This is a genomic window from Sulfurovum sp., assembly GCF_036568385.1.
Lineage (GTDB): Bacteria > Campylobacterota > Campylobacteria > Campylobacterales > Sulfurovaceae > Sulfurovum.
Map to the genome: position 1 here is coordinate 1 of NZ_DATCSP010000026.1, position 25,598 is coordinate 25,598.

The window sequence follows — 25,598 nt, forward strand, 5'->3', positions numbered from 1 at the left end:
ATCTTTAGTTGAGGGAAGTGTGACTGTTTGCTTTGTTCGCTATAATGCGTACTAAATTATAAAATGATGTATAAAATATCGGAGTGTTGATCTATGAATGTAAATGTTGTTTGTCCCCATTGTCTTGAAGTAAGCAGAATAGAGAAAAAAGAGTCATACTCGGAAGAGCACTGTACTCAGTGCGGAGAGTCACTTTTAGACTCCAGGCCGATTGATGGAAATGCCAACATCCTGGAAAACTTCATAACTAACTCTGATCTGCCTGTGATCGTAGACTTTTGGGCACCTTGGTGCGGCCCGTGTATTGCCATGGCACCACATTTTGAACTGGCGGCGATGGCGATGCCGCTGCAGGCACAATTTTTGAAGATCAATAACGATGATGAACAGACACTGGGCTCTAAGAACCTTATCGCAACTATCCCGGCAGTGCTTGTCTTTAAAGAGGGAAAAGAGATAGACAGATTTGTTGGAGCACGCAGCAGTTCTCAGATACAGGAGTGGGTCAGGCAATATCTCTGATATACATACTGCCATCTTTGAGCGTTCTAAAAAATCCCTCAATAGCGATGTTATCTATAGAGCTTCCTTCGCATTTCAATCCCTATTTAGTATATACTTGTGTATAATGAAAAAAATAAAAGGATGCCCCATGAAAAAATTTATACTCGCTCTCTTATTGATAGTGCCTCTTTTTGCTACAGAACTTACCCTCACCACAGAAGACGGATATGAACTTCACGGTTGGCTGGACAAACCACAAAGTACTGCTCAAGCTGCGCCTGTCGTACTCTTGGCACATCAGTTTGGTGCAGACCATAACTCATGGGATGCTCTCACTGAAAAGCTGCATGAAAAGGGCATGGCGACGCTCAGTGTAGACCTTCGCGGTCATGGCAAGTCCATCATGCAAAAAGGTGTAGAAAATAAAGTACAAGCAGCTAAAAACACCGGTGAAGTCAGAACGGCATTTGATACAAGTGCACAAAAGGTAGGTTTTACCAGCATACCGCAAGACCTAATAGCATGGCTGGAGCTGCTAGAAGAGGACAAGGGTCTGGATATGTCTAAGCTTTACCTGATAGGTGCATCACTGGGTGGAACATCGTTGGTTCCTGTACTCAATGAGTATGATGCCAAAGCGCTCATTACGCTCTCTGCCGGAAAGTCAAAGAGCAGCGAAAGCGATATGGCACTTTCAAGTTCCCTGAGCAAAACCTACTTCATCGCTACAAAAAATGATCCGCTAGGTGCAAGTACCAATGCCTTAGAGTACGGCAAAAAAGCCATCAACGGTACCACGCTTATACTCTCTGGCGATGGTCATGGCACGGTTCTTTTGCCAAGAGTGGAAGATTATATCTTTTTGTTCATTGAACAGGCGAAGTAGGAAACATAGCCGATCATAACAAATGGTGATGGTATTAAGTAAATTACGAGAAGAACATCATTCATTATGATCGGGATGCGATGCGTATAACTTTTCTGCATCAAGTCTGTAAAAACGTTTAAGTTCTTCATAAACTTCAGGAAAATGCTTTTTGAACGCTTTAGGTGTCTGAAAAAAGCGCTCGCTGCACACTGCAAAAAACTCAGCTTCATTCGTGAGCGCATAGTCACCTAAAAGTCTCAGTCCTTCTGAATGTTTATGCATCTTCTGAAGGTTTCTTGATGTAGTAAAAGCTTTAGAGAAAACTTCAGACCACTTTTGATAGTTTGAAGTTTCCAAAAGAGGTGTACCGTCTGCAAGGCCATCTTCAAAATCCAACTCATGGGCAAACTCATGGATGATGACATTCTCTTTCCCCGGCTTAGCTATGTGCTGCTCTATATCCTGCCATGAGATGACTACAGTACCATTGGCTGATTGGCCTTTGAGGACGGATGTAGAAGTATGGTATATACCGTCACGGGCATGTGAGTCATCTACAATGAAGTGCTCGGGGTAGACTATGATGGTACTGACATGGTCTTGCTCCCCCAGTTCAAATCCAAGCCGCATCAAACAGGCATAAAATGCGATGATGACCTTTATCTGATCATTGATGTTCATTCTGGCACCGACGAACTCTTTTTGATCTATGAAAAGAAGTATCATAAAGTGGAGTTTTTCTTTTTGTTCGGGTGGGAGTGTCCGGTACGGGTGTATGTTTTGCAGTATGGCCACATAGGAGCTTGGAAAAGGTATGGCTTTGATCCTCTTGTACCTCCACATACGACGAAAGTAACCTACACTTTGCCAAAACAAAAAGAGTGCGATAAGCGTAAAAAGAAATTGTATGAGTAGAAGATAATAGCTCGCCATTGCCGAAAAACCTTATAATAGAAGTGTATCGCTACAAGTGTAACACTTTTAGCTTCAGGTATTTATTGGGTCAGGCAATATCTCTGATCAGAAATACGTATTCATCAGGGGAGGATGCCAGTATCTCTGACATCCTTTTGACCTAATCATAATAGGGATCATCGTAATAATAAGGATCATCATAGATGTCGTACCAGTCATCATAGTCATCCTCAAGATAAGGTTCATAATATCTGTTATCAAAAAGTCCTCTTCCTCTTAATCTGTCTTCATAGGTGTAGTATCTGTCATAAGCATAGAAGATACCCTCAAAGAAATAGCCAAATTGATTGAAAAATCCATAGAAATAGCCATATTGATCATAAAAAGGTGCATGTCTGTCTCTATAGATAAAATACCAGTTACTGATGAAATATAGTATTCCTACCTGTCTTATATTAGGACGACGTATATAGTCCCTCTTGTGATATATATGATAATAGTTGGTTCTTAAATGCGGTCTCGCATGTTTAAACTCGGCATGAGTTCTAAACGTTCTTTGGATGCTGTCCCTTTGTTTGATACGTTCGGTTATCCGTCTTTCTCGTTCTTGCGGTGTAAAACTGCGTTTGGTCTGTTCTCTTTGTAACTCTCTTTGATGAACAGGTTGCGATCTTTGTCTTTGCTGTTCCTGGTACTGTTTAGTGCGTTGAGGCTGCTCTTGCATTCTCATGGTTCTTTGTGTTTCGACCCTTTGAGGAGCTCTTTGATCGGTCTGTCTTTGGGGTTGTCTTTGTTGTTCCTGATATTGTCTGGTTCGTTGAGGCTGCTCTTGCATTCTCTTGGTTCTTTGTGTTTCGACCCGTTGAGGAGCTCTTTGATCGGTCTGTCTTCGAGGTTGCCTTTGCTGTTCCTGGTGCTGTCTGGTTTTTTGAGGCTGCTCTTGCCTTCTCATGGTTCTTTGTGTTTCAACCCTTCGAGGATCTTTTTGATTCATTTGTCTTTGGGGTTGTCTTTTTTGTTCTTGAGACTGGGCACGTTGATGTATGTTGTCTCTTTTTTGGCGTATGTTTTCGTCCGTATTTGACATAGGAGCTGCAGAAAGTAAGGTCGCAGAGCCGAGTGCTATAGATAGTAATAAATTTTTCATCTTAGATCCTTTATATTTTGCTGATGCTTTTAAATCTCCAACTCTGTTTGGCTATAAATCATTCTTATACTATATAAAACATTTGTGTATTTATCGTGATTCCAAAATTTAACCCTGCATGGTTAGAGTGCTTGAAAGAGTAAGAAAAGTATAATATGTAAAAAAGGAAAAATATGCTGATACGAAGCGGGAAGATACAGTTTTTGTTCTGGACAGCTTTCTTTGCTGTGATGCTCTATATCTGGATCGTAGCTGTCGGGCTCCAGACCTTCGTGCTGCCCGATGAAAAGCCGATGGAACTGCCGCAGCATGTGGTACTGCTGATGTTCGTGCTGTATGGTCTTCTGGCGGTTGCGTTAGTCGCAGGTACCATCATTTCCACGATGATAAACAACCGGTTCTATATGAAGTTTTTCAGTATCTTTATGATTTCAGGGCTTGCCACGCTGCTGCTTACAAGAAGCATGTTCGGCTAAGTATCGAGCAGGAGTTCAGCTTTTATCTTCACCACTACTTTTTTGACATGTTCCGATCTTTCACCTGTCATCAAGGCTGCCATATGAGCATCATGAGGGTAGAGCATCACAAAGATATCCGGAGAGACATCCACGCGTGTCTGTCCTGGGAGTGTTCGCTTGTACCACTGTACATCCGTTGCAGCATCATAGGGTACCTGGACCGAAAGCGTGTCTGCAAAAGCGCATTCAAACCTTTCGGCGCCTGTCAGAGTGGTCTGGATGTCCACATATTTCCGGTGTGATTCAAACAAAGATGTTTCCGGAGTGCAGGTATCATAGCTCATAACGATGGCAAAGATATCATCACCCTCTATCGTATACTTCTTTTCTTCTGCATCAGGAGACAAGGCAAGCAGAAATTCAAATGCTTTTGTCCATGCAGGTCCGAAGTGGTAATGCTTCCAGTTTTCCAGTCTGTCAATGATCATACTTCAATCCTTGTATCTTTTCATCTTTAGCATTGTACAGTAAATTGTGACGGCAGGGCTTGCCATGTCGGCAAAAAGAAGTATGTTCGATGGTTTGCAGCAGGCTGGAAGCAGGATGTTCTAGTATCCCTGCATCTCGCCTTCAAGGTAGAGTATAGACGCTTTTAACGCCTCGATCACACTCAGGTTGTTTTCTTCCATTTTCTCCAGCGCTAACAGACGCAGCTTTTCAAGATAGAGATCCAGTAATTCTTTTTGATCCATGGGGTTTCCTTGTTAAGATGAACAGCTCAGTTTTCTGTTTTTAAACTCTTTCGGTGTGGCGCCCGCCCATCTTTCGAACTCCGGATGCTCATCGAAGGGGTCTTGGGCGATCTTGAACAGGTCGTCCACGACAGAAAAATCACCCTGTTCCGCGGCATCTATAGCCTCTTGAAGCATATAGTTTTTGAGTACATACTTGGGGTTGGTAGAGAGCATCTGTTCTTTTCTCTCAGTGGCATCTATGTGTTTGATACGCTCATCATACCTGTCCAGCCATGCATGCATGGGTTCATGGTAAAGCCCGGTTGCCAGCAGTGCATTTCGGTCACCCTCATAGTGGCTCAGTGTTCTAAAAAAGAGCGTATAGTCGACCTGCAGACTTTCCAGCATATCCAACATATCGTCTATCAGTTCAGGGTCTCCCTCTACGGTGCCTTCGAAGCCGAGTTTTTTACACATATAGTAGTGAAAATACCTCATATAGATCTTATCATAGATGGCCAGGTTCTTCTCCAGCTTCTCCATCGTCGTCAACGGACTGAGGGCCATCATCAGGGACTTGAGATTCCACTTCGCGATCTCGGGCTGGTTTGAAAAACTGTAGCGTCCGTGTACATCCGTCTGGTTGCATACATGGTCGTGTCTAAAATCATCCAAAAAAGCATACGGTCCGTAGTCTATGGTCAGTCCGGCGATGGACATATTGTCCGTGTTCATGACACCGTGGTTGAAGCCGACAGACATCCACTGTGCCATCAGTCTGGCGGTGATGACCATCGCTTCGTTGAAGAGCAGAGTATAGTGGTCCTCTCTTCCTTTTATATGGGGGAAGTTCTCGTCGATCACATAATCGGCCAGCGCCTTCAGTTCCTCGAACATTCCCTGGTGCGCGTAATACTCGAACGTACCAAAGCGGACCCAGGAAGAACTCACGCGGCAGACGATCGCCCCTTTTTCTATCTCCTGGCGTCTGACCTGATGTTCAGAGCCTATCAGCCCCAGGCAGAGTGTCGTGGGGATGCTCAGACCCTGCATCGCTTCGCTCATAAGATACTCCCTGATACTCGAACGCAGTACGGCACGTCCGTCGCCATGACGGGAGTACACGGTCATCCCCGCACCTTTTAACTGCAGATGATACTTGCCCAGCGTACCGATATTGATGGCTCTTCCATCTCCGAGCCTGGGAACAAACTGCCCGAACTGATGTCCGGCATAGCACATGGCAAAGGGTTCAGAACCCCGGGCAAGGTACTCACCGTTCAGGAACTTTACGAAGGTGTCGCTCTGAAGTTCCTCCTCATCGATATCGAGTATCTTTGCCACATCCGGATTGGCATGTATCAGGTAGGGGTCTGCAAGAGGGGTCGGTACCACCTTGTCATAAAACTCGGCGGGGAGCTGCAGGTAGGGATTGGTCAATGTTAATTCATTCAGTTTCATAAGCCCATATTAGCTAGAGAAGCTTTGATGTCACTTATAAAGTATGAATTTGTGTCAATAAAGGAGGAGAGAGCCCTGTAAGGACTCAATGGTCGCAAGAGGAATTTGTGGTGGCAGGCTCCCAGGGTTTCCACTCCGGCTTTTCAAAGACACGGGGGTAGCCTTCGAGTATCTCCATAGGCTGGAAGTTCTCTTTATACTCAAACGCCTTGCACCCTTCGACCCAGTACCCAAGATAGACCCAGTCAAGACCCAGCATTTCAGCAAGCTTGATCTCATAGAGCAGCGAGTAGGTACCCAGTGAGTTCCGTGGGTAGTTCGGGTCATAGTAACAGTAGACAGAACTGATCCCGTCATCCAGGATATCGATCAGGTCCACCGCTACCAGCTTGTCATCGATATAGTAGAGCAATTCCTTCCCGAAGTCATGCGCCCCGTCCACAAAGTTCTCATAATACTCCTGCATCGTGATGTCCTGGTGGTTCCAGCCATCCCGCTTGGCTTTATAGGCATGGTATTTGTTGTAGAGGTCAAGATACTCCTGAGAGATGCTCGGTTCCTGTATCACGATCTTTGTCTCTTCGTTTCTGTTGATGGCTTTTCGCTGAGATTTGGAGTACTTGAAGTTCGCCACATCGATACGCATGCTTTTACACTCGGTACAGCCGAAACAGACAGGGTAGACAAAGTTTTTCCCGTAGCGTCTCCAGCCTCTTTGGATCACCGCAGTGGCAAACGTTTTGGAGACCATTTCGACCTTTTTGTAGTTCATCCTTGTCTGTCTGCCAGGAATGTAGGAACAGGGGTGTTCATTCTTGGAGTAGTCTATTGATTTTGGTATGAGTAGGTCTAGGTTATTTCTGTTATGCATAATCGCAATTATAGCAAAATTTTCTGATGATATCTCTCTTGGTACAGACGGAAGGAGCGTATGTGGTCTGTAGCGGATATTTTATCAAGCACCGGAGGTTTTGTGTCTGCCAGAAAGGGGAAACAGAACGCTTTCTATTTCCCCAGGTCCGATATATGCTAGTGTCCGCCCATCACTTTCTCGATCTCTTCAGGCTTGTCGTAGACGCCAAAGCGGTCGATGATGGTCTTGCTCGCTTCGTTCTTTCCGACCACTTCCACCTCTTTGCCCATCTTGCGCAGTTTGATGACCGATTTGTCCAGGGCGTAAACCGCCGTGATGTCCCAGAAGTGGGCGCGTGTCACATCGATGACCACCTTCCTGATATCATCTTTGTAGTCAAAGGCATCGGCGAAGCGGTCGGCAGAGTTGAAGAAGACCTGCCCGACGAACTTGTAGGTGCAGGTGTCACCGTTGCCGTCGCAGATCTTGTCCCAGTACATGAAGTGGCTGATCTTGTTGGCGAAGAAAAGCGATGCCAGCAGTACCCCTGCCAAGACACCCAGTGCCAGGTTGTGGGTGAACACAACGACGATGGTGGTGGTCAGCATGACCAGGTTCGTCGAAAGCGGCAGGGTCTTGAGTCCCTTGACCGAAGCCCAGTCAAAAGTGGAGATAGAGACCATGATCATCACCGCCACCAGTGCCGCCATAGGGATCAGCGCGATAAGGTCGTTCAGGAAAACGACCATGATAAGCAGAAGCAGTCCTGCTGTAAAGGTCGAAAGCCGACCGCGTCCGCCTGACTTGACGTTGATGACCGACTGTCCGATCATCGCACAGCCTGCCATTCCTCCGATACATCCCGAAGCGATGTTGGCGATCCCCTGACCTTTTGCTTCGCGGTTCTTGTCGCTGTCCGTGTCGGTCATATCGTCGACGATGGTCGCTGTCATGAAGGACTCCAAAAGCCCCACTGCAGCCAGTGCCGCAGAGTAAGGGAAGATGATGGCCAGTGTCTCGAAGTTCAATGGTACATCAGGCCAGAGGAAGATAGGAAGCGTGTCCGGCATCTCTCCCATATCACCGACCGTACGTACGTCAATGCCCATGAAGACGGTGACAATAGTAAGAAGAAGGATGGTGACCAGCGGCGAAGGCAGCAGCGTCCCGATCTTGGGAACATAGGGGAAGAGATAGATGATCGCAAGTCCCGCTGCGGTAAGCGCATAGACATGCCAGGTGACATTGGTCAGTTCAGGCAGCTGCGCCATGAAGATCAGGATCGCCAAAGCATTCACAAAACCGACGACGACCGTGCGCGATACGAAGCTCATCAGTGCACCGAGCTTCAGGTAGCCTGCAAGGATCTGAAGTACGCCTGTCAGTAACGTGGCAGCCAGCAGGTACTCCAGCCCGTGCTCTCTGACGAGGGTTACCATGAGCAGTGCCATGGAACCCGTTGCAGCGGAGATCATTCCAGCGCGTCCGCCAACGAAGGCGATGACGACGGCGATACAGAACGAGGCATAAAGCCCGACCTTGGGATCGACCCCGGCGATGATCGAGAAGGCGATCGCTTCGGGGATGAGTGCGAGGGCCACGACGATACCGGCGAGAAGGTCACCGCGTATGTTGCCGAGCCATTCCTCTTTTTTAGAAAGTAGCAGCATAGTATTCCTTTTTGTAAGTAAGTTTTTGTACGTAAGTAAGTTCTGTTCTGCCCGGTCATCTCTCCAGGCGCAAGGTGTCAGTAAAATAAAAATCAGGGGAAGAGTTTCAATGTCTTCTTAAGAAGCATCACATAGCAGGTTCCTTTAGGGGTCAGTACAGCATTGAACGTATCTGTAAAATTAAAAAGAATTTTATCATAAGCAACTGATATAGAGCTAAGTGAACTCTAGGTGAAAAAGCACATCACGGCAGATACTGTATTGAAAGATGATACGGATATGGCAGGGTTTGATACCATATTCTGGTATAATCTTTCAAACAAAACAAGGTCTCATGCTATGTCTAAAAAAACAACCGATCACCCGACACTCTTGGAACATTTCCGCTCTTTCTGTTTTCAGAACCGTGCCACGGATCTTGAACAGGCGGTGGAATACTTTTCCGTTTTCGGTGGTACAGGATGGCATATTGACCTTTCCAGACCTCTCGAAGCGCTGATAGAAGAGAAAGTGCTTAAAAATTACAGGTATATCCATGGAGATATCGCGCACATCACGAAGAGCAAACCCCTCTATCATGCACTGCTTTCTGCCATCGCCTCTGGCGACAGGCGGGAGCATTCGGCCTTTAAAAAAGCGAATGTCAAAAGGGAAGAGGGGGAAGAGGCCATAGACTGGCTTGTGAAAAGCGGTCTGCTGATGTTTGACAGGTCTGTAGAGAAACCGCTGAAAGAGGAAGAGGGCAATTCGGATAAACTGCTTTTTGTCCAGCCTTTCATGCGTTTCTGGTTCGCTGCTGTTTCGCCTTACTACAAGGGGATAAAAGAGGGGGACTACTCAGAGATGAAGGCACACTGGGCCAAGACAAAAACCGGATTTTCTGAACTGATCTATGACCAGCTTGTTCTGGAAATGCTCACGAAAGGCTTCAAAGAGGCGTTCGAAGGCGATCCCATCATCGGCATTGGCGGCTATTGGGACAAGAATGTCGAGATCGATATTCTGATCAAAAGACGATCCGGCGAAATGATAGCCGGCTCGACCAAATACGCCAAGTCAAAAGCGAACAAAAGCGAACTGACCAAACTCAAGGAGAAATGCGCCCAGGCACAGCTGGATGTGGACACCTTTGTCCTCTTTTCCAAAAACAAATTCACCTCTGAACTGAAAAAAGAAAAAGGGGAAAAGCTCCAGCTTTTCTCTCTGCGGAACCTGGCCGGCCTGATGGATGACCTGAGCGAAAATGACCTGCTGACATATACCAATAAGAAGTACTAGATCTCCCCTCTGATATTCAGAAAGTTCTTGGTGCTGATGTCGTCCCAGGGTTTGTTCAGCCTGACGAAGTCCTGATAGCTTTTCAGCACACGCGCGAAATCGCTGCTTTTGGCACTCTCCGCCTCGAGCACTTCCCGGAGTGCGACTTTGGCCGCATCCATCATATCTTTAGGGAAGGTCCTGATCTGCACATGTTCAGGAAGCTCCTGCAGCGCTTTGGCATTTTCATAGCGGAACTCCTGCAGGATGTTGCTTGTCATCTCTTCGCTGGCCGCTGTGATGATCGCCTGATGCTCGCTGCTCAGCTTCTCCCAGCGCGCTTTGTTGAAGGTGATCTCAAGGATAGAGCCCGGCTCATGCCAGCCTGTATAGTAGTAGGGCGCTGCTTTATCGAAGCCCATCAGCCTGTCCAGTGCAGGTCCTACCCATTCGGTCGCATCGATGGTGCCGCGCTCAAGGGCGGTGTAGATCTCGCCCGCAGGCAGCAGTACAGGATTGACACCGAGCTTCTCCATCACCTCTCCCGCGAGGCCGGGAATACGCATCTTCAGCCCCTTGAGATCGGCCAGGGAGTGGATCTCTTTTTTGAACCAGCCGCCCATCTGGGGTCCTGTGGTCCCGCCTACCAGAGGATAGAGGTTGAACTTGGCGTACATTTCACGCCAAAGCTCGTATCCACCGCCGAATTTCATCCAGGTGATCATCTCTTCGCTGGTCAGTCCTAGCGGCATGCCTCCGAAGATGGAGAATGCAGCATTTTTGCCTTTCCAGTAGTAGACACCGGAGTGAAAGGCATCTATCTGTGCCGCAGAGGTGGAGTCAAAGACCTGAAGTGCAGGGACAAGGATGTTTTTGGGGTAGACCTTGATCTCAAGCGTGCCTCCGCTCAGCTCAAGACAGCGCTTGGCAAAAGCATCGATGCCTGTGCCCATGATCGGAAAGTGTGCGGGCCAGGAGGTAGCCAGTTTGAGTGTCACTTTCTGCCCTCTGTTGACATGGGAAGCAACCCCTTCTGTCTTTTCCTCTTCCCTGTGACATCCGCCCAGTGCCAAAGCGGTAGCACCGATGGCCGTACCTGCTATAAAATCTCTTCTTTTCATCTCTTCATTGTCCTTGGATTAATAGCTTTAATAGTAACATAACGTACGTTTTAAAGGGGTGAAATGAAGTGCCATATTTGTCATAACAGTTGCGACTCGTTCATAGATGAGAAAAAAAAGATCAGATACTATCACTGCGACCATTGCGAATATATCTTTAAATCACCGGAATACTACCAGGAGCTCTCTGCACAAAAGGAGCGCTATAACCTTCATGAGAATGACGAGAACGATGCGGGGTATCAGGCCTATTTTCAGCGCTTCCTGGATTTTATCCTGCCTTTGACGGGTGACCCGAAAACCGCTTTGGATTTCGGCTGCGGGGCGACGTCTCTGCTCTGCAGGATGCTGGAGAAAGAGGGGATGGCATGTGACTATTTCGATCCGATCTACCATCCAGAGACCCTCATTGATACTAAAAAATATGACATTATCGTCTCCACGGAAGTGTTTGAGCATCTGCACCAGCCGAGAGAGGTCTTTGAAAGTTTACTGGAACGTCTGGAAGAGGGGGGCTACCTGGCCCTGCAAACGCAGTTCCATCCCAATGACAGAGAAGCCTTCCAGAAATGGTACTACCATCAGGACCCTACGCATATCGTATTTTTTACCGTCCGGACCTTTGAAGTGCTTTGCAGGATCTATGGCTGTGAGCTCATAGGGGATAACGGAACCAATATGGTTGTCATAAGGAAGCAGCAGCACTCAGCATAGACCAAGTGCTAGAAAAGCGAATACTCTTCCTGGATCGTGTTCAGGATACTTTTGTCCGCTTTGTAGATAAAGGCATAGTTGTAGTGCATATTTTTGAGCAGATCACGCACTTCATCTTCTGTTTTGAACCAGTGGGGATGGTCGATACCCGGTATTTTGGTCTTGGGCGGCGTCAGCACGATACTTTTGACCCACATATTGCTTCTCATGACATATTCCCGCGCTTTGGCGATATCGCTGATGTTGTCTGTGAAGATGGCCACTTTGTCGCTTTTGCTCGCCTTGGTGCTTTTAAGCTTGCCGTCTATGAAAACAGGGGTAAAGTGCTTGGTATATTTCAGGCGCTCTACAGAGTACGGAAGCTCATGCGTTTCACAAAAATCTATCACACGCAGCAGATACTCCAGGTGAAAAGGGATCAGTTCCTTTTCCTGATAGACAAAGCCGCCTACCTTGAAGGTACTTCGAAAGAGGGTATCGGATATCAGATAGCCGTCCACTTCCTTACTGAGTTTTTGCACATCGGGTTTGATCAGCTGCATCAGTTCCTTATCGGTACCTACAAAGAGAGAACTGTCGGAGTTGAGTATCATCTCAAATGTCTTGCGCCAATCCTTGGAGATGAAAGCAATGTTGTTCTTGTGCAAAAGTATCATTTTCAAAAAGGTGAGTTCATGCTCTGAAAGCAGGAAGAACTGCGCCTCTTTTTTAAGGGTGACATAGCGGATGAGTTTAAAGGCCGCCAGCTGAATGTCAGAGACCTTTATCCAGGCTATTTCATCATCTTTTCTTACGATGTTCTCATCGTCATAGACGATGGCATAGGCACCGTTGGCGATGGCCTGGTCTATCTCCTCCTGGTTTGAAGAGAAGAAAAGGTCCCCGTGTTCTACTTTCGAAAAGAAAACCGTAGCGGCCTCTATGGCCTGTATTTTAGGCGTGTTGACCAGTGTTCCCTCTGTCAGGTTCAGAATATCTTCTATTTTCATCTTCAACCTATTGGTGTTCCAGCCGTTTTAGGCTTTTCAGGACGTATCATACAGAGACCGTTTTCATCTTTGGCTGCAAGAAGCATGCCTTCACTTTTGAGACCCATCAGTTTGGCAGGTTTGAGATTTGCTACGACACAGACCTGCGTATTCAGCATCGCTTCCGCAGAGTACCACTCTTTGATCCCCGCAACGATCTGTCTGGGCTGCTCTTCCCCTATATCGACCTGGAGTAGAAGAAGCTTTTTGCTCTTTGGCACCTCTTCGGCCTTTACGACGGTACCTACCTTCAGTGAGGTTTGGAAGAACTGGTCTATGCCTATGAGCGCCACACCTTCTTCTTTCGCAGCTTCCTTGGCTTCGGGTTTCTTTTCCTGCTTCTCTTTCGGTGTTTCATCTATAGGCTCTGCCTGTTCAAGCAGCGGCGCTTCGATACGAGGGAAAAGAGGGTCGATCTTCTCCAGCACGAACGGTGCCAGAAGCTCTGACGATTTTATCATGCGGTTCCAGGAATCATTGTCTATGGTGAAGTGTAAGGCTTCCGAGATCTTTTTACCTACCGCAGGCATTACAGGAGAGAGCATGATGGATACTTTTGCCAGTATCGCGGCGATAAGGCCGTTCAGTGCCATCGCTTCTTCCTCCTTCCCTTCTTTCATCAGTGTCCAAGGCTGGTACTTGTCGATGGCCTTGTTGGCTACCGTGAGCGGTTTCCATAGCTCTTCAAGGTATCTATGGATCTGCATGTCAAAAAGCAGCGGTTCCAGAGTATTCAGAACCGCATGTACTTCATCCAGTTCGGCCTGATAGTATTTTGCTACATGGGAGGAGTCCACGTTCCCCTCAAAGTATTTTCCGCTCATTCCTATCAGACGGTTCAGCAGGTTCCCCAGGTCGTTCCCCAGATCAGAGTTGATACGGTCAATCAGGGCTTTCTGGCTGAAGTCACCGTCACCGCCGAAGGGTACTTCTCTCAGCATGAAGTAACGGAAGTTATCGAGTCCATAGGCATCTGCGACCTCTCTGGGATTCACTACGTTGCCTTTTGACTTGCTCATCTTTTCACCGTCGCGTGTCCACCAGCCGTGTGCGGCGATATGCGTAGGCAGTGGAAGATCAAGACTCATCAGGAATGCCGGCCAATAGATGGCATGAAAACGCAAGATGTCTTTTCCTATGAGCTGTACGCGCGCAGGCCAGTAGTCCATTTTTGCCTCGTCCGTACCGTAGCCGAGCCCTGTCACATAGTTCATCAGGGCGTCCAGCCAGACATACATCACATGTTTGGGGTCATCGATCTCAGCCGGTAGTTTTACACCCCAGTCAAAACTCGTTCGTGTAATGGAAAGGTCCTGCAGTCCGCCCTCCACGAAACGGATCACTTCGTTCCTTTTGCTTTTAGGAAGGATGAAGTTCGGATGATCCTCATAGTACTGAAGCAGTTTGTCCTGATAGTTGGAGAGTCTGAAGAAATAGCTCTCTTCTTCCACAATGGTGGTACTTTTACCGCACTCCGGACAAAACTCATCATCGACCAGTTGTATGGAAGGGAAAAAGGTTTCACAGGAGATACAGTAGTGTCCCTTGTAGGTATCTTTGTAAATGTCCCCATTCTCATACATGACGGAAAAGGCTTTCTGCACCCCTTTCATATGGTCTGCATCGGTCGTTCGGATGAATTTATCATAAGAGATATCGAAATCATCCCACAGGTCTTTAAAGGTGGCAGAGATCTCATCGGCATAGTCCTGTGTCGTTTTCCCTCTGGTCTTTGCAGCTTCTTCGATCTTCTGGCCATGTTCATCCGTACCGGTAAGAAAGAAAGTATCCAGCCCAGACATACGTGAATAGCGGGCAAGTGTGTCTGCAATGATGGTCGTATAGGCATGGCCGATATGGGCGATGTCATTTACATAGTAGATCGGGGTGGTAATATAAGATTTTTTGTGACAAGACATAGTTCGCAGTTCCTTAAACAAATGAGTTTGTAGAGTAATTTTAGCAGACATTCTAACTAAAAAGTGCTGTGTTACGGGTAATATTATAAAATAATATTTCTGATGTTATAATGTGGGTCGAGAAGGATGGGGAGATTCTAAAAGGATACGTATGGATAAGCATCCAACCGGTAAAGTGGAACTAGAACGTTTTGCTAAGAAAGAGACGTATACGGCTGAAGAAAAAAAATTCATCATGGATAGACTGAACGAGCAAAGACTCATTCATCAAAGGGCGGCGGAAGAGGCTGCTGGCAAAAAAAGGTTCTATACGGAAGAAGAGAAGAAGAAGATCCTCCAAAAACTGAATGAAAGAAGACTCAGTACCCAAAAGCGTGAGGAGATCCAACAGCGCCGCACCTATAAAAAAAAGATCTACACATTTGGCGGCAAAAAGTGCTATAAATTTACCAAAATGGAACGGGATTACTTCATCGAGATCAGTGATCTGAAGAAGCTCTCCAGCAGGCCGGCGATGATCAGACTTTACTACAATTCGATCGATGAATTGAAAAGGAAGGATGTCCTGATGAAAACAGAGATATATTCAGACAAATTCTTCATCTCCCATGATCCGATCCGTGTATACTACAAACAGTATGCGCTTGAAGATGAGAAGTAGCAAGTACATATGTATCATGTGTATATAGTCAGGTGTGCAGACGATACGCTGTACACGGGTATCGCCAAAGACCTGCAGCGCAGGCTGGATGAACATAATAGCCTGGACAAAGGGGCAAAATATACGCGTACAAGACGGCCGGTCACGCTGGTTTACAGTGAAGAACATCCTGACAGAAGTGCAGCTTCCAAACGGGAATATGCCATTAAAAAAAAGATGAGCAAGGCACAGAAGATCAGACTGATTGCATCGAAGCAGGAGGCTGTCACAGCAGAGAGCTGTTAGGTCATGCTGCCGAGATCTACTCTGCGGTGTTGATCTCTATGGCTTTTCGGACACAGGATTCCAGTGAGGTGGTATCGGCTATGGCCGGTGTGATATAGGAGGGGAAATACGCTGCGGTGGTATGCCCGATGGAAACGGCTTTAAAACTTTCATCCCAGGAGATGTGGTCAAAAAAGCACTTGATGGTCGACGGGGAAGTAAATATGATGGTTGCGTTTTTAGGCAGACTGACCTCCGTGTCATGTTCTTTGCATCTTGTTTCATAGACGATCAGCTCCTGACAATCGACAGCATGGCTTTTTAAGATATTTACCAGGTCGGATACGACCTCCCGGCCCCTGACATAGAGCACTTTTTGTCCTTTCAGTTTCTGGGACAGTTCCAGTGCAAACCCGTTTCCGTGTTTTTCCTTTCCGACAAAGGTCAGGTTCCCGTTCAGGGTTTTGACCACTTCAGCCGTTTTCGGGGCAATGACATAGGCAGGTTTCTCTTTCCAGGCGGAACCCATCGCATCCAGGGAATAGACCGCATTCTTGGAGGTAAAGATCAAGGCATCATACTCGGAAAGATCGACATCCTGCCGGATGGGGTGTATATCGAAGACAGGAAGGCTCTGTGCCCCCGCTACTTTTTTATCACTTAAAATGTAGATATCCATACTAGGCTGCTTTGTACGCGGACCTGAGATCCGGGAAAGTATTTGATGCACAGGGGTTAAAACTCAAATCCGCCACCTGTCCCTTTGCTCATGCTGTCATAGACGGCCTGTACGTAGGCATCGCGTACTGTACAGTCAAGGAGCTTTTCGCAACCCATGCAGCTTATGAGCTGCTGTTCGGCCTGGCAGGCCTCCAGTTCAGCTTTTTTTTGTACCAGTGTGATCTGCCACTCATCGAGCTGTTGTTCAGACATTATATTTTCATCCTGTAGAGTGCTTTCAGTGCAACCATTTCGTAGGTCGTACCAAAAAAACAGGGCGTCGTATCATGCGGATGTGCAGGGACAAGGTCCAGGAGCCTTATCCCCTGCTCATTGATCGCATGCCCGCCGGCCTGTTCGAATATAAAAGCAAAAGGGAGCACTTCAAAGAGCTGTCGCAGTTTTCCCTTTGGTCTGTCTGTGGTACCGGGATAAGAGAAGATCCCGCCGCCTTTGAGAAGTATCTGGTGGAGGTCAGGTACCATGCCGCCTGAGTAGCGAAGGCGGTATCCATCTTTAAAAAGGGCATCCACATATCGTTTGTGGTATTCGGCCCAGTGCTGCTGGGTGCCTCCGGGCGCATTGATATTTCCCTTATCTTTCAGCGTGATCTCGGAGATGAAGTTGAACAGGCCATCCTGTGCTCTGTAGTGTTTGGGCCTGCCCTCTTTGGTGGCCAGTACAAGTTCGATGCGGGGTCCGTAGACGACATAGGCGGATGCCACAAGGTTCTCGCCTGTAAGCTCACCTTCGTAGATACCGAAGATGGAGCCGACAGAAAGGTTGACATCTGCAAGGCTTGACCCATCCAGCGGATCGTAGCAGACCGTGTACTTTCCGTCCGCATGCAGCTCCAGCACGCCATCTTTCTCTTCGCTCACCAGTGCCTTCACAATGGATACATCTTTAAATGCCTGCTCTACGATATAGTCACTTTTTACATCAAGCTTGAGCTGTTCTTCCCCTGAGGTGTTCGAACTGTCGCTGTACCCAAGGTCCTCGGTTTTGATCTCGTGGTCTATTTTGATCGCGATATCTTTGATGGTGTCAAATATAGTTAGCATTCAGTCTATCCTTTTTATATGTTTTTTGCATGTGCATCGATCCACCCGATGATCTGCATCGTATCATTGAGGTCGAGTATATCTATATGGTCAGGGACGGCATACTCTGAAAGATCTATCGTATCATCAATGGCGATGGCTTCGCTGCACTCAAAATAGCTTTCATCCATGGTGTTCCTGAACACGGCTATACGGGGCAGGGGGAGTGTTTTCAGGCCTTCTACGAGCAGGATCTCAAAGTCAGCGATCATCTCCACGATCTCATCCAGGGTTTTTTCTCTTTGCGAGAAATAGGTGGTACGGGTAGGAGAGGTTACGACCACTTCGGCACCGGTTTGCGAGAATTTGTAACTGTCTTTGCCTTCAGTGTCAAACTCTGCTTTGTCCTTGGGGTCATTTTTGATGATGGCAACTTTGCGTTCCTGTATCAATACCCTGGCGATCTTTTCAACCAGTGTGGTTTTACCACTGTTGGAAGGGCCTGTAAATGCTATTGCAACTCTTTTGCTCACGAAAAACCTTTTAGGGTGATTATACATAAATCTTTATTGAAACTATGTTAAAATCTCTAAAATTTTAAGGGGAGTCAATGGTGAGATCGATCACAGCACTTATAGCCATTGTACTCCTTCTGGGCTGTACATCAAAAGAAGAGAGTGCTCTGCTGCACGCATATGATGAGAAGACCGGGTACCATAAAAAGCTGCAAAAAACAGAAAAGCTGCAACTGTATCAGGACGGCATGACAAAAGGCCTGCTGACTGCGACCTATCTCTATACACAAAACTTTGACAAGAACGACAGACGCGACGAAGTGTTCATCGTAGGGATGCACGCAAGTGAAGAAGCTCCCATCGGACTCACGGAAATAGGGAGCGCTTTGGCCTTGAACGGCCAGGCAGCAAAAGAGATACTTCCCCTTGCTGAGGAGGATGAAAGGTTGAAAGAGGTCTCTCTTGTCACCGAATGGGGCCGCTACTATCTGGTGACCTTCCCCCATGTAGAGAGTCAAAGCGTTACACTTGTTTTCAAACACAAGGCCTATGGAGAAGGGATGCTTCACTTTGCCAAAGTGGCCAAATATGTGCTGAAAAAAGAAATATTCTGATCTCAGGATTTCCGACCGCTACTTCCTGAACCTGTCTGTGAGGGAAGGCGTAGCAAGTGTCTTTAGAAGAGGGAAGAGGCGTGTGGTGACACCCAGTTTGTTCAAGTAGATCACATAGTTGGCAAGCACTTTTTTCCCATACTCTCTGGCTTCCTCATTTTCCATTGTTTCCATGCTCATATAGGGTTCGTAGGGACCTTTTCTGAAATGGCGGCTGTTCTGTATATGCCTTCGTGTAAATCCGATACCTCCGTTGTACGCGTAGGCTATGAAAAGCGGATGATAGAGGTATTTGGTCAGATAATCAAGATGATGGTCCGCATACTCTATGGCCTTATAGGGATCGAACATGTCATCCAGGTCTATCTTTTCCCCCTTTTCTTTGGCTACGTGCTCGACAAGGAACGGCATGAACTGCATCATTCCCAGGGCAAAAGAACGTGACACCGAAGCCGGTACAAAGCGGCTCTCCTGTCTGGCGATCGCATAGATGAGCGCCTGTCGTTCCGGGGTCATGTGCTTCATCGCATCACGGTAGGGCATAGGAAAGTAGGATTCTGTATAGTTGCATGCCTTGGCCTTGATGTAGGTATAGATACCGATACACTCCTGTGATTTATGCTCATCTGCCAGGTCATCCAGGTCGGCACCGGCGGAGAACATCTTCTGTTTTACCTTGGCCCAGTGGATGGGGTCTTGGACATCAAACCCCCATGTACGGCTTTTCCAAAGCGACTGGGTAATGGTTTTCGGGTATTTCCCGTTGATGGTGTCCGCCGCCATCAGCGTATAGATATTGACATTGCAGCTTTCACGCAAAAGATCGAGATATTCAGCATTTTTGGTGCTCAGATAGAGCCAGAAGAGTGTTTTGTCTATGTCATAGGGTTTAGCATATTCTTTGCGTGCCCTTTCAAAATACTCTGCTGCCTGCGCAGGTTTTCTCTGCTGCATCAATGCAAGGCCCTGATTAAAATGCTTGTGCGCCTGGCTTGTTCTTTTCCAGGCGTCCACGGCATCTTTCGTGGACCCCTCTCCCAGATAGTAGGGTTTGATCTTGGGAGCTTCTTCTCCGGTCCTGTTCCGGTAGGCCGTACGGAGTTTTCCGTTGAGCCTCGTGGCTTCCTGGATAATGCTTTTTGCCTCTGGGGCCGTAGTAGTGATCTGTTTAAGAAAACGCCATATATAGTAATCCTTCTCTATGCTTCTCGGCATTTCGTGGACCTGTGAATAGGTGAACTTTTTGGCATAAAGCGGCGAGGAGCCCATAAAAAATGCCAGCAGTGCCAAAACGAGAAAGGACTTTACGTTCATTTCTATCCCAAAAGAGCACGCATCATAAAATTATCGATCAGCTGTAACCCCAGGATCACTACCAAAGGGGAAAGGTCGATACCTGAAAGGACCACGAACGGCATTTTCCGTCTGATGAAACCCATCACAGGTTCCGTTAAACGATTCAGTACCTGTACGATCGGGTTATAAGGGTCAGGACGTACAAAACTCAATAGTGCAGCGATGATCACGATCCAGATATAAAGGTTTATCACTGTGTGCAGGGTTTGAACGATGGCGTAGATAAGGGCATTCATGAGGCGATCTCCAATAGGTAAGGTTTAATAAGCGGATAGATCTCGGAAAGTTCCGGTCCGTGTTCCGCACCAGTGAGGATGAGTCTTAGCGGTTTAAAGAAGCTCTCTCCTTTCAGTCCGGTCATATGCACGAGGTGTGCCGTAAAGTCATCATAGTCATCCATCATCGGGGCATTCTGTATGATCTCTTCCATGGTCTGCATCTGGGCACCCCATTTGCCTTCAAAATCCTTAGGTGCAAAGATAGGCTCGATCTTCGATGCAAGTTCATTGATCGTACTTGCCTCTCCAAGGTAGAGCTTGGCCAGTTTCCCGATATCCTCATCTGCAAAACCAAAGAGGGTAGAGAGACGTTTGTCATCCATACGCTTGAGGTGTTCTCTGTTGAGAGAACGGAGTGTATCGATGTCAAACGTTACTTGGGATCTGGAAAGTCTGCTGAGATCGAACCACTCGAGTGCCTCGGGCATGGTGAAGACCTCTGCGGGAGTGTCGTTCCCAAGCAGGATCAGGTAGTTGGCGATCGCATCGGGTATGAATCCCTGTGCAAAGAGCCATTTGACCGTGCTGGTCTCCTCACACATATTCATCTTCCCTCCCTCTGCGTTGAGAATGGCCGGGAGGTGTGCATAGGTTATCTCCTGCTGATATCCGAGCAGTGTCTGGATGTGCTTTTGTCTGGGCGTGTTCGAGAGGTACTCTTCGCTTCGGATGATGAGATCGACCCCTGCGAGCATATCATCACAGGCACAGGCAAAGTTGTAGGTTGGTGTGCCGTCCGTTTTTAAAATGACAAAACTGTCCACCTCATTGGGTGCGGTTTCGATATCACCCTGGATCAGGTCATGGAAAACCACCGGTGCATCCGGAGCCTTGATACGCACGACAAAAGGGGTCTTCTCTTCTTTGAGTTTCTTCAGTTCTTCAGCACCTACCAGGGAACACCGTCCGCTGTAGTGAGGATCTGCCTTGTTCTGTTCTGACGCTTCCCTGTCCGCAGCAAGCTGATCAGGGGTACAGGTACAGACAAATGCCTTTTTCTCTTCGAGCAGCCTTATCGCCAATGTCTGGTGTATATGGAGGTTCTCACTCTGGTGAGAAACGCTGTCATGAGGCAGTGCGAACTTTTCAAGGATCTCCATGATCTCTGTATCTTTGCCGGTGATATTCCGTTCTTTGTCCGTATCTTCTATACGCACTATGAAGTTGACATCTTTCTGTTTGGCCACCATGTAGTTGAATAGTGCTACGCGTAGCTGTTCTATATGCATATCACCGGTAGGTGAGGGGGCAAATCTAAGCATGTATCTTACTCCAAAGGTCGTGGGTTTATATGAGTGCTATTATAGTGGGTTAAATTTATAAATATGTTAAAGCGCAAGGGGTTTTACCATACTTTTTTTTCTCTCCATTCTTGACCTGATATTTCGATGCCGGATAAAACGGATGGGCTAAGATGTGATAAGCTCTAATTGGATAAAATACCACTTTAAAATCAAAAGGTTTAATAATGAGCGATAGCAAAGATTTTTTACGTACGATAGTTGAAGAGGACTTGGCATCAGGCAAGTATAAAGAGGTGCATACAAGGTTTCCTCCGGAGCCTAATGGTTTCCCGCACATCGGACACGCCAAATCTATCGCTATCAATTTCGGTATCGCACGTGATTACCACGGCCGCTGCAACCTCAGAATGGATGATACGAACCCCACTACAGAAGACACGAAATACGTGGAGGCGCTCAAAGATGCCGTGCAGTGGCTTGGGTTCAAGTGGGACAACAGCGTACGCTATACTTCCGATTACTTCCCTGAGCTGTACGAGTATGCTGTGACACTGATCAAAATGGGCAAAGCGTACGTTGACAGCCTCAGCGAAGAGGAGATACGCGAATATCGCGGAACGGTGACCGAACCCGGAAAACGCAGCAAATACGCCGAGCGCAGCGTGGAAGAGAACCTGGACCTTTTTGAGAGAATGAAGAACGGCGAGTTCAAAGACGGAGAACATGTCCTCCGCGCCAGGATCGATATGTCGGCGGCCAATATGAAAATGAGGGATCCGCTTCTATACCGTATCAGACACGCGCACCATTACCGGGCAGGGGATAAGTGGCATGTCTACCCGATGTATGACTTTGGCCACTGCCTCTCTGACTATATCGAGGGGATCACCCATTCCATCTGTACCCTGGAGTTCGAGAACAACCGTGATATTTATGACTGGGTGCTGGACACGCTTGGGCTGAAGCCGCCAAGACCCTACCAGCATGAGTTCGCGAGGCTCGCCATCAACTATACGGTGATGAGCAAAAGAAAGCTTCTGGAACTGGTTGAAAAAGGAAAGGTCAGCGGCTGGGATGACCCACGCATGCCTACGATCGCCGGATACAGAAGAAGAGGGTATACGCCGGAGTCCATTCTGAACTTCTGCGACCAGATAGGTATAGCCAAAGCGAACTCTACGGTGGATGTCTCACAACTTGAATTCTGTATCAGGGATGACCTCAATACCAAAGTACCGCGTGTGATGTGCGTGCTTGACCCGCTCAAGGTGACCATAGAAAACTATGAGGGTTCAGAAGAACTGGATGCGCCATACTACCCGCATGATGTCCCCAAAGAGGGGTCGAGAAAGATACCTTTTTCAAGAGAGATATACATCGAGCGTGATGACTTTATGGAGAACCCTCCAAAAGAGTACTACCGTCTTACACCGGAACAGCCGGTGAGACTCAGGCATGCCTATATCATCACCTGCAAGGAAGTGATCAAAGATGCGGATGGCAATATCACAGAGATAAAAGCCGTCTATCATCCGGATTCCAAAAGCGGTTCTGATACAAGCGGGATCAAGGTGAAAAGCGCTATCCAGTGGGTAGATGCAGACGGGGCCAAAAGCGTTGAACTGAGACTCTATGACAGGCTGTTCAAAGATGAAGCCCCCGAAGGGTTGGAAGATATCAATCCGGACTCTTTAAAAGTGATCAGGAATGCACTGATAGAGCCTGCTGTCATCACGGACAAACCTGACGAAAGATTCCAGTTTGAAAGACAGGGGTATTTCTATGCGGATCCTGTGGACTACACCGATGAAGCGCCTGTCTTCAACAAGATCGTCGGTCTGAAAGACTCCTGGGCAAAAAAAACAAAAGCCAATGAAAAGAACAAAGCGGAAGAGAGCGCAACAAGAAGTGAGCGTAAACCCCAGGCCAAAAAAGTACAGATAGACGGCGAAGTAGCCCCTATGAACGCGCAGGAACAGGCACGCTTTGACAGATATACGGGTGCACTTGAACTCAACAGCGAAGTGGCCAATACACTGGCGCGCGACGAGAAACTCTCCAACTTTTACGAAGAGGCGCTGGCGGTACTTCACAGCCCTGTAAGTATCGCAAACATCGTGGCGAATGAAGTGGCCAGAGAGTTGAAAGAAAAACAGGTCGATCAGCTCAAGTTCAGTGCAGCACAGATAGCCCGTCTTGTAGAAATGATCGATGATGAGACCATTTCAAGCAAGATCGCCAAACAGGTATTTGAAGAGATGGCTGAAACAGGAGAGGATCCGGCAAAGATCGTTGAAGCCAAGGGACTGGTTCAGATCAGTGACCCTTCACAGATCTTGCCCATCATAGATGAGATCATTGCCAAAAATCCGGACAATGTCGCCAAGTTCAAAGCAGGGAACACCAACCTTCTGGGCTTCTTTGTCGGGCAGGTACTGAAAACCACAGGGGGAAAAGCCAACCCGAAAGTGGTGAACGAACTTGTAGCCGAGAAGCTACAGTCCTGATGGGACCCAAACGGCTGGAAAACAGCTGGTGCTAGGCTGAAGCCAGATAGCTATCCAGCGTAAACCGCATATCTTCATCCAGTTCCAGATTGGCTCGCATCCATTGGATGTAGCCGATGTCCTCACGGACCACTTCAGCGATCTCCCTGTCTTTGTATTTCCCGAACTTGAAGGTTCTCATCATGACCGGTGTCAGGGTAAGTTCCGCCAGCTTTTGCATGGGGTTGACACCGGGATAGGTTTCCTGTATGAGACGTACCAGTTTGGAAAGCAGCAGTTTCATCACCAGTACATCACCTATGGCATCATGTGCTTTGATCGTGATACCCAGCTGGTCTGCTTCTGCCTGCTCTGTCCGGTAGAGACCAAGTGCGTAGCGTAGGTACTGAAGCCTGTGGTTGGGACTTTCCGGGAGCAGGTGCCTGGCACAGCGAAGCGTGTCGATCAGGGTATAGCGGTTCTCAAACCCTTCTTTTTCCAGCATGGCCAGGTCAAAAGCGATATTGTGCGCGATAAGGAAGTTTTCCTTTTCATTGAACTGCTGCACTTTTGACGCAAAATCGGTCTGAACATACACTCCCTTGTCGGCTATGGTCTCAGGGGTGATGTTGTGTACTTCCATCGCCTCTATACTGATGGGCACGGGTGCCTGGCAGAGTTCATCAATGACCTCGATATCCTCTTTGCTGTGTACGATCATTGCCCCTATCTGTATAATGCGGTCGTGTTCCTGGTTTCCTGTGGTTTCTGTATCAAAAAGTACGTATGCTGGCATCTGTTATCCTTGAGTATATGAAGTAAGATGGTAGCGTATTTTCTCTGACAACCCCAACACTAAAATGACAAATGGTATAATGGCATATCTATTTACGGAACTTCTGTCCGAGAGCAGGACAGTTGACCGAATCACAGGAACACTCATGAAAAAACACTTTACCTCTGTCCTCTCCGGCGCGTTTGGAAAATTCGCCTCCAAAGCCTTCTCTCCCTCTGTACAAAGCTTTATCAACAGGGGCTATGTCAAACTGATGGGGCTTGATATGAGCGAATTTAAAGACCCCGCTGACTATCCGACACTGAACAAGCTCTTTACAAGGGCCTTTGAGATCCCCAGAGCCCTGCCTGAAGAACAGGATGCCCTGATCTCCGGTGTGGATGCCCTGATCACAGATGCAGGTACGATCAGAGAGGGGAAAGCCTACCAGATCAAAGGAATGAGCTACAGTATAGAGAGACTTTTTGGAGAACACCATAAAGATGCAGCCAGCAGAGTGGAAGGAGGGGAGTACATCAACTTCTATCTTTCGCCAAAAGATTACCACCGCTATCATATGCCGATGCGTCTCAAAGTAAGATCATTGACACATATTCCGGGCAAACACTATCCAGTGAACTTTCCGCTGCTGCGAAACAAAGTGGACCTCTTTATCGAAAATGAAAGAGTGGTCATAGAGTGCGAGGATGAAAAGGGAAGAATACATGTCCTGGTCCTTGTCGCTGCCCTGAACGTTGGCCAGATGGTGGTGACGTTCGAGGAAAAGGTGAGAACCAATTCCGAGATAAGAGAACCTGTCCATTATGAGTATGAAGATCTCTGGGTGGAGAGGGGCGACTTTTACGGGTGGTTCGAAATGGGTTCAACCATAGTCACTTTTTCTGAAAAGGGAAGTATTTTGCCGGATGTGGAGATAAATCAGAAAGTAAGTTTTACAGATGTTTTAGGTAAAGTATTATAAGAAAAGAAACT

28 protein-coding genes are annotated in these 25,598 nt (G+C 47.4%); 10 read left to right on the top strand and 18 right to left on the bottom strand.

Annotated elements, in window-relative coordinates; translation table 11 throughout:
• The first annotated feature begins 93 nt into the window (after positions 1–93).
• Together trxC and VIM88_RS02690 are read left to right on the top strand one after the other, a co-directional pair.
• On the top strand, positions 94–522 hold the full coding sequence (gene trxC / locus VIM88_RS02685; protein ID WP_331861338.1) for a thioredoxin TrxC: 429 nt from the start codon (positions 94–96) through the stop codon (positions 520–522).
• A 130-nt stretch (positions 523–652) separates the two neighbouring features.
• Positions 653–1,390 (top strand): alpha/beta hydrolase family protein, encoded by a 738-nt coding sequence (locus tag VIM88_RS02690; protein ID WP_331861339.1) that lies wholly within the window; start codon positions 653–655, stop codon positions 1,388–1,390.
• A 57-nt stretch (positions 1,391–1,447) separates the two neighbouring features.
• Here the strand turns inward: VIM88_RS02690 and VIM88_RS02695 are convergent, their stop codons facing one another.
• Entirely contained in the window at positions 1,448–2,215 is a 768-nt protein-coding gene (locus VIM88_RS02695) for a M90 family metallopeptidase (RefSeq protein WP_331861340.1), read from the bottom strand.
• Between the two features lie 232 nt (positions 2,216–2,447).
• The gene (locus VIM88_RS02700) at positions 2,448–3,434 is read right to left on the bottom strand and encodes a hypothetical protein (protein ID WP_331861341.1); all 987 of its coding nucleotides are present in this window, start codon (positions 3,432–3,434) and stop codon (positions 2,448–2,450) included.
• A gap of 173 nt (positions 3,435–3,607) precedes the next feature.
• Here VIM88_RS02700 and VIM88_RS02705 point away from each other — a divergent pair, with 173 nt between their 5' ends.
• A complete protein-coding gene (locus VIM88_RS02705; RefSeq protein ID WP_331861342.1) occupies positions 3,608–3,910 on the top strand; it encodes a hypothetical protein in 303 nt (100 codons plus the stop codon).
• Here the strand turns inward: VIM88_RS02705 and VIM88_RS02710 are convergent.
• The 5 genes from VIM88_RS02710 to VIM88_RS02730 all read right to left on the bottom strand — a co-directional run bounded on the left by VIM88_RS02710 (position 3,907) and on the right by VIM88_RS02730 (position 8,610).
• On the bottom strand, positions 3,907–4,380 hold the full coding sequence (locus VIM88_RS02710) for a YhcH/YjgK/YiaL family protein (protein ID WP_331861343.1): 474 nt from the start codon (positions 4,378–4,380) through the stop codon (positions 3,907–3,909). The two genes, VIM88_RS02705 and VIM88_RS02710, sit on opposite strands and share 4 nt — an antisense overlap.
• A 120-nt stretch (positions 4,381–4,500) precedes the next feature.
• Positions 4,501–4,644, bottom strand: a complete 144-nt coding sequence (locus VIM88_RS02715) for a hypothetical protein (RefSeq protein ID WP_331861344.1) — start codon at positions 4,642–4,644, stop codon at positions 4,501–4,503.
• 12 nt (positions 4,645–4,656) lie between these two features.
• Entirely contained in the window at positions 4,657–6,087 is a 1,431-nt protein-coding gene (locus VIM88_RS02720) for a protein adenylyltransferase SelO (RefSeq protein WP_331861345.1), read from the bottom strand.
• Positions 6,088–6,172: 85 nt separating this feature from the next.
• Complete coding sequence (locus VIM88_RS02725) at positions 6,173–6,958, bottom strand: arginyltransferase (RefSeq protein WP_331861346.1); 786 nt, start codon at positions 6,956–6,958, stop codon at positions 6,173–6,175.
• Positions 6,959–7,116: 158 nt separating this feature from the next.
• Positions 7,117–8,610, bottom strand: a complete 1,494-nt coding sequence (locus tag VIM88_RS02730) for a SulP family inorganic anion transporter (protein WP_331861347.1) — start codon at positions 8,608–8,610, stop codon at positions 7,117–7,119.
• Positions 8,611–8,841: 231 nt separating this feature from the next.
• Here VIM88_RS02730 and VIM88_RS02735 point away from each other — a divergent pair, with 231 nt between their 5' ends.
• Positions 8,842–9,888, top strand: coding sequence for a DUF234 domain-containing protein (locus VIM88_RS02735; protein WP_331861348.1), 1,047 nt, complete (start codon positions 8,842–8,844; stop codon positions 9,886–9,888).
• Here VIM88_RS02735 and VIM88_RS02740 read toward each other — a convergent pair.
• Positions 9,885–10,988: a TRAP transporter substrate-binding protein gene (locus tag VIM88_RS02740; RefSeq protein ID WP_331861349.1), complete on the bottom strand. Its 1,104-nt coding sequence runs from the start codon at positions 10,986–10,988 to the stop codon at positions 9,885–9,887. The two genes, VIM88_RS02735 and VIM88_RS02740, sit on opposite strands and share 4 nt — an antisense overlap.
• 63 nt (positions 10,989–11,051) lie before the next feature.
• On the opposite strand from VIM88_RS02740, the gene VIM88_RS02745 reads away from it, so the two are divergent.
• Positions 11,052–11,702 carry a class I SAM-dependent methyltransferase gene (locus VIM88_RS02745; RefSeq protein WP_331861350.1) on the top strand — a complete coding sequence of 217 codons (651 nt, stop codon included), beginning with the start codon at positions 11,052–11,054 and terminating at the stop codon, positions 11,700–11,702.
• A gap of 8 nt (positions 11,703–11,710) precedes the next feature.
• On the opposite strand, the gene VIM88_RS02750 is transcribed toward VIM88_RS02745, so the two are convergent.
• Complete coding sequence (locus tag VIM88_RS02750; RefSeq protein ID WP_331861351.1) at positions 11,711–12,691, bottom strand: hypothetical protein; 981 nt, start codon at positions 12,689–12,691, stop codon at positions 11,711–11,713.
• Between the two features lie 2 nt (positions 12,692–12,693).
• The gene (gene metG, locus VIM88_RS02755) at positions 12,694–14,700 is read right to left on the bottom strand and encodes a methionine--tRNA ligase (protein WP_331861352.1); all 2,007 of its coding nucleotides are present in this window, start codon (positions 14,698–14,700) and stop codon (positions 12,694–12,696) included.
• A 100-nt stretch (positions 14,701–14,800) separates the two neighbouring features.
• Here metG and VIM88_RS02760 point away from each other — a divergent pair, with 100 nt between their 5' ends.
• Both VIM88_RS02760 and VIM88_RS02765 read left to right on the top strand, forming a co-directional pair.
• Positions 14,801–15,310: a hypothetical protein gene (locus VIM88_RS02760; RefSeq protein WP_331861353.1), complete on the top strand. Its 510-nt coding sequence runs from the start codon at positions 14,801–14,803 to the stop codon at positions 15,308–15,310.
• Between the two features lie 9 nt (positions 15,311–15,319).
• The gene (locus tag VIM88_RS02765) at positions 15,320–15,595 is read left to right on the top strand and encodes a GIY-YIG nuclease family protein (protein ID WP_331861354.1); all 276 of its coding nucleotides are present in this window, start codon (positions 15,320–15,322) and stop codon (positions 15,593–15,595) included.
• 16 nt (positions 15,596–15,611) lie between these two features.
• On the opposite strand, the gene VIM88_RS02770 is transcribed toward VIM88_RS02765, so the two are convergent.
• From VIM88_RS02770 to mobB, 4 genes are read right to left on the bottom strand one after another with little or no spacing between them, the layout of a single operon-like run.
• On the bottom strand, positions 15,612–16,253 hold the full coding sequence (locus tag VIM88_RS02770; RefSeq protein ID WP_331861355.1) for a uroporphyrinogen-III synthase: 642 nt from the start codon (positions 16,251–16,253) through the stop codon (positions 15,612–15,614).
• A gap of 56 nt (positions 16,254–16,309) precedes the next feature.
• The gene (locus tag VIM88_RS02775; protein ID WP_331861356.1) at positions 16,310–16,507 is read right to left on the bottom strand and encodes a hypothetical protein; all 198 of its coding nucleotides are present in this window, start codon (positions 16,505–16,507) and stop codon (positions 16,310–16,312) included.
• Positions 16,507–17,358 carry a class 1 fructose-bisphosphatase gene (locus tag VIM88_RS02780; RefSeq protein WP_331861357.1) on the bottom strand — a complete coding sequence of 284 codons (852 nt, stop codon included), beginning with the start codon at positions 17,356–17,358 and terminating at the stop codon, positions 16,507–16,509. Before VIM88_RS02780 ends, VIM88_RS02775 begins: the two co-directional genes overlap by 1 nt.
• A 14-nt stretch (positions 17,359–17,372) precedes the next feature.
• The gene (gene mobB, locus VIM88_RS02785; protein WP_331861358.1) at positions 17,373–17,870 is read right to left on the bottom strand and encodes a molybdopterin-guanine dinucleotide biosynthesis protein B; all 498 of its coding nucleotides are present in this window, start codon (positions 17,868–17,870) and stop codon (positions 17,373–17,375) included.
• Between the two features lie 77 nt (positions 17,871–17,947).
• Here mobB and VIM88_RS02790 point away from each other — a divergent pair, with 77 nt between their 5' ends.
• Positions 17,948–18,466: a hypothetical protein gene (locus VIM88_RS02790; protein WP_331861359.1), complete on the top strand. Its 519-nt coding sequence runs from the start codon at positions 17,948–17,950 to the stop codon at positions 18,464–18,466.
• An 18-nt stretch (positions 18,467–18,484) separates the two neighbouring features.
• On the opposite strand, the gene VIM88_RS02795 is transcribed toward VIM88_RS02790, so the two are convergent.
• From VIM88_RS02795 to gltX, 3 genes are read right to left on the bottom strand one after another with little or no spacing between them, the layout of a single operon-like run.
• Positions 18,485–19,780 (bottom strand): lytic transglycosylase domain-containing protein, encoded by a 1,296-nt coding sequence (locus tag VIM88_RS02795; RefSeq protein WP_331861360.1) that lies wholly within the window; start codon positions 19,778–19,780, stop codon positions 18,485–18,487.
• Between the two features lie 2 nt (positions 19,781–19,782).
• Positions 19,783–20,058, bottom strand: a complete 276-nt coding sequence (locus VIM88_RS02800; RefSeq protein ID WP_331861361.1) for a YggT family protein — start codon at positions 20,056–20,058, stop codon at positions 19,783–19,785.
• Positions 20,055–21,362 carry a glutamate--tRNA ligase gene (gene gltX / locus VIM88_RS02805; protein ID WP_331861362.1) on the bottom strand — a complete coding sequence of 436 codons (1,308 nt, stop codon included), beginning with the start codon at positions 21,360–21,362 and terminating at the stop codon, positions 20,055–20,057. Before gltX ends, VIM88_RS02800 begins: the two co-directional genes overlap by 4 nt.
• Before the next feature lie 206 nt (positions 21,363–21,568).
• Between gltX and VIM88_RS02810 the strand changes: the two genes are divergently transcribed.
• A complete protein-coding gene (locus tag VIM88_RS02810; protein ID WP_331861363.1) occupies positions 21,569–23,851 on the top strand; it encodes a glutamine--tRNA ligase/YqeY domain fusion protein in 2,283 nt (760 codons plus the stop codon).
• Between the two features lie 31 nt (positions 23,852–23,882).
• Here VIM88_RS02810 and VIM88_RS02815 read toward each other — a convergent pair whose 3' ends face one another.
• Positions 23,883–24,626: a 3'-5' exonuclease gene (locus VIM88_RS02815; protein ID WP_331861364.1), complete on the bottom strand. Its 744-nt coding sequence runs from the start codon at positions 24,624–24,626 to the stop codon at positions 23,883–23,885.
• A 145-nt stretch (positions 24,627–24,771) separates the two neighbouring features.
• Here VIM88_RS02815 and VIM88_RS02820 point away from each other — a divergent pair, with 145 nt between their 5' ends.
• Positions 24,772–25,587 carry a phosphatidylserine decarboxylase gene (locus VIM88_RS02820; protein ID WP_331861365.1) on the top strand — a complete coding sequence of 272 codons (816 nt, stop codon included), beginning with the start codon at positions 24,772–24,774 and terminating at the stop codon, positions 25,585–25,587.
• Positions 25,588–25,598: the final 11 nt, after the last annotated feature.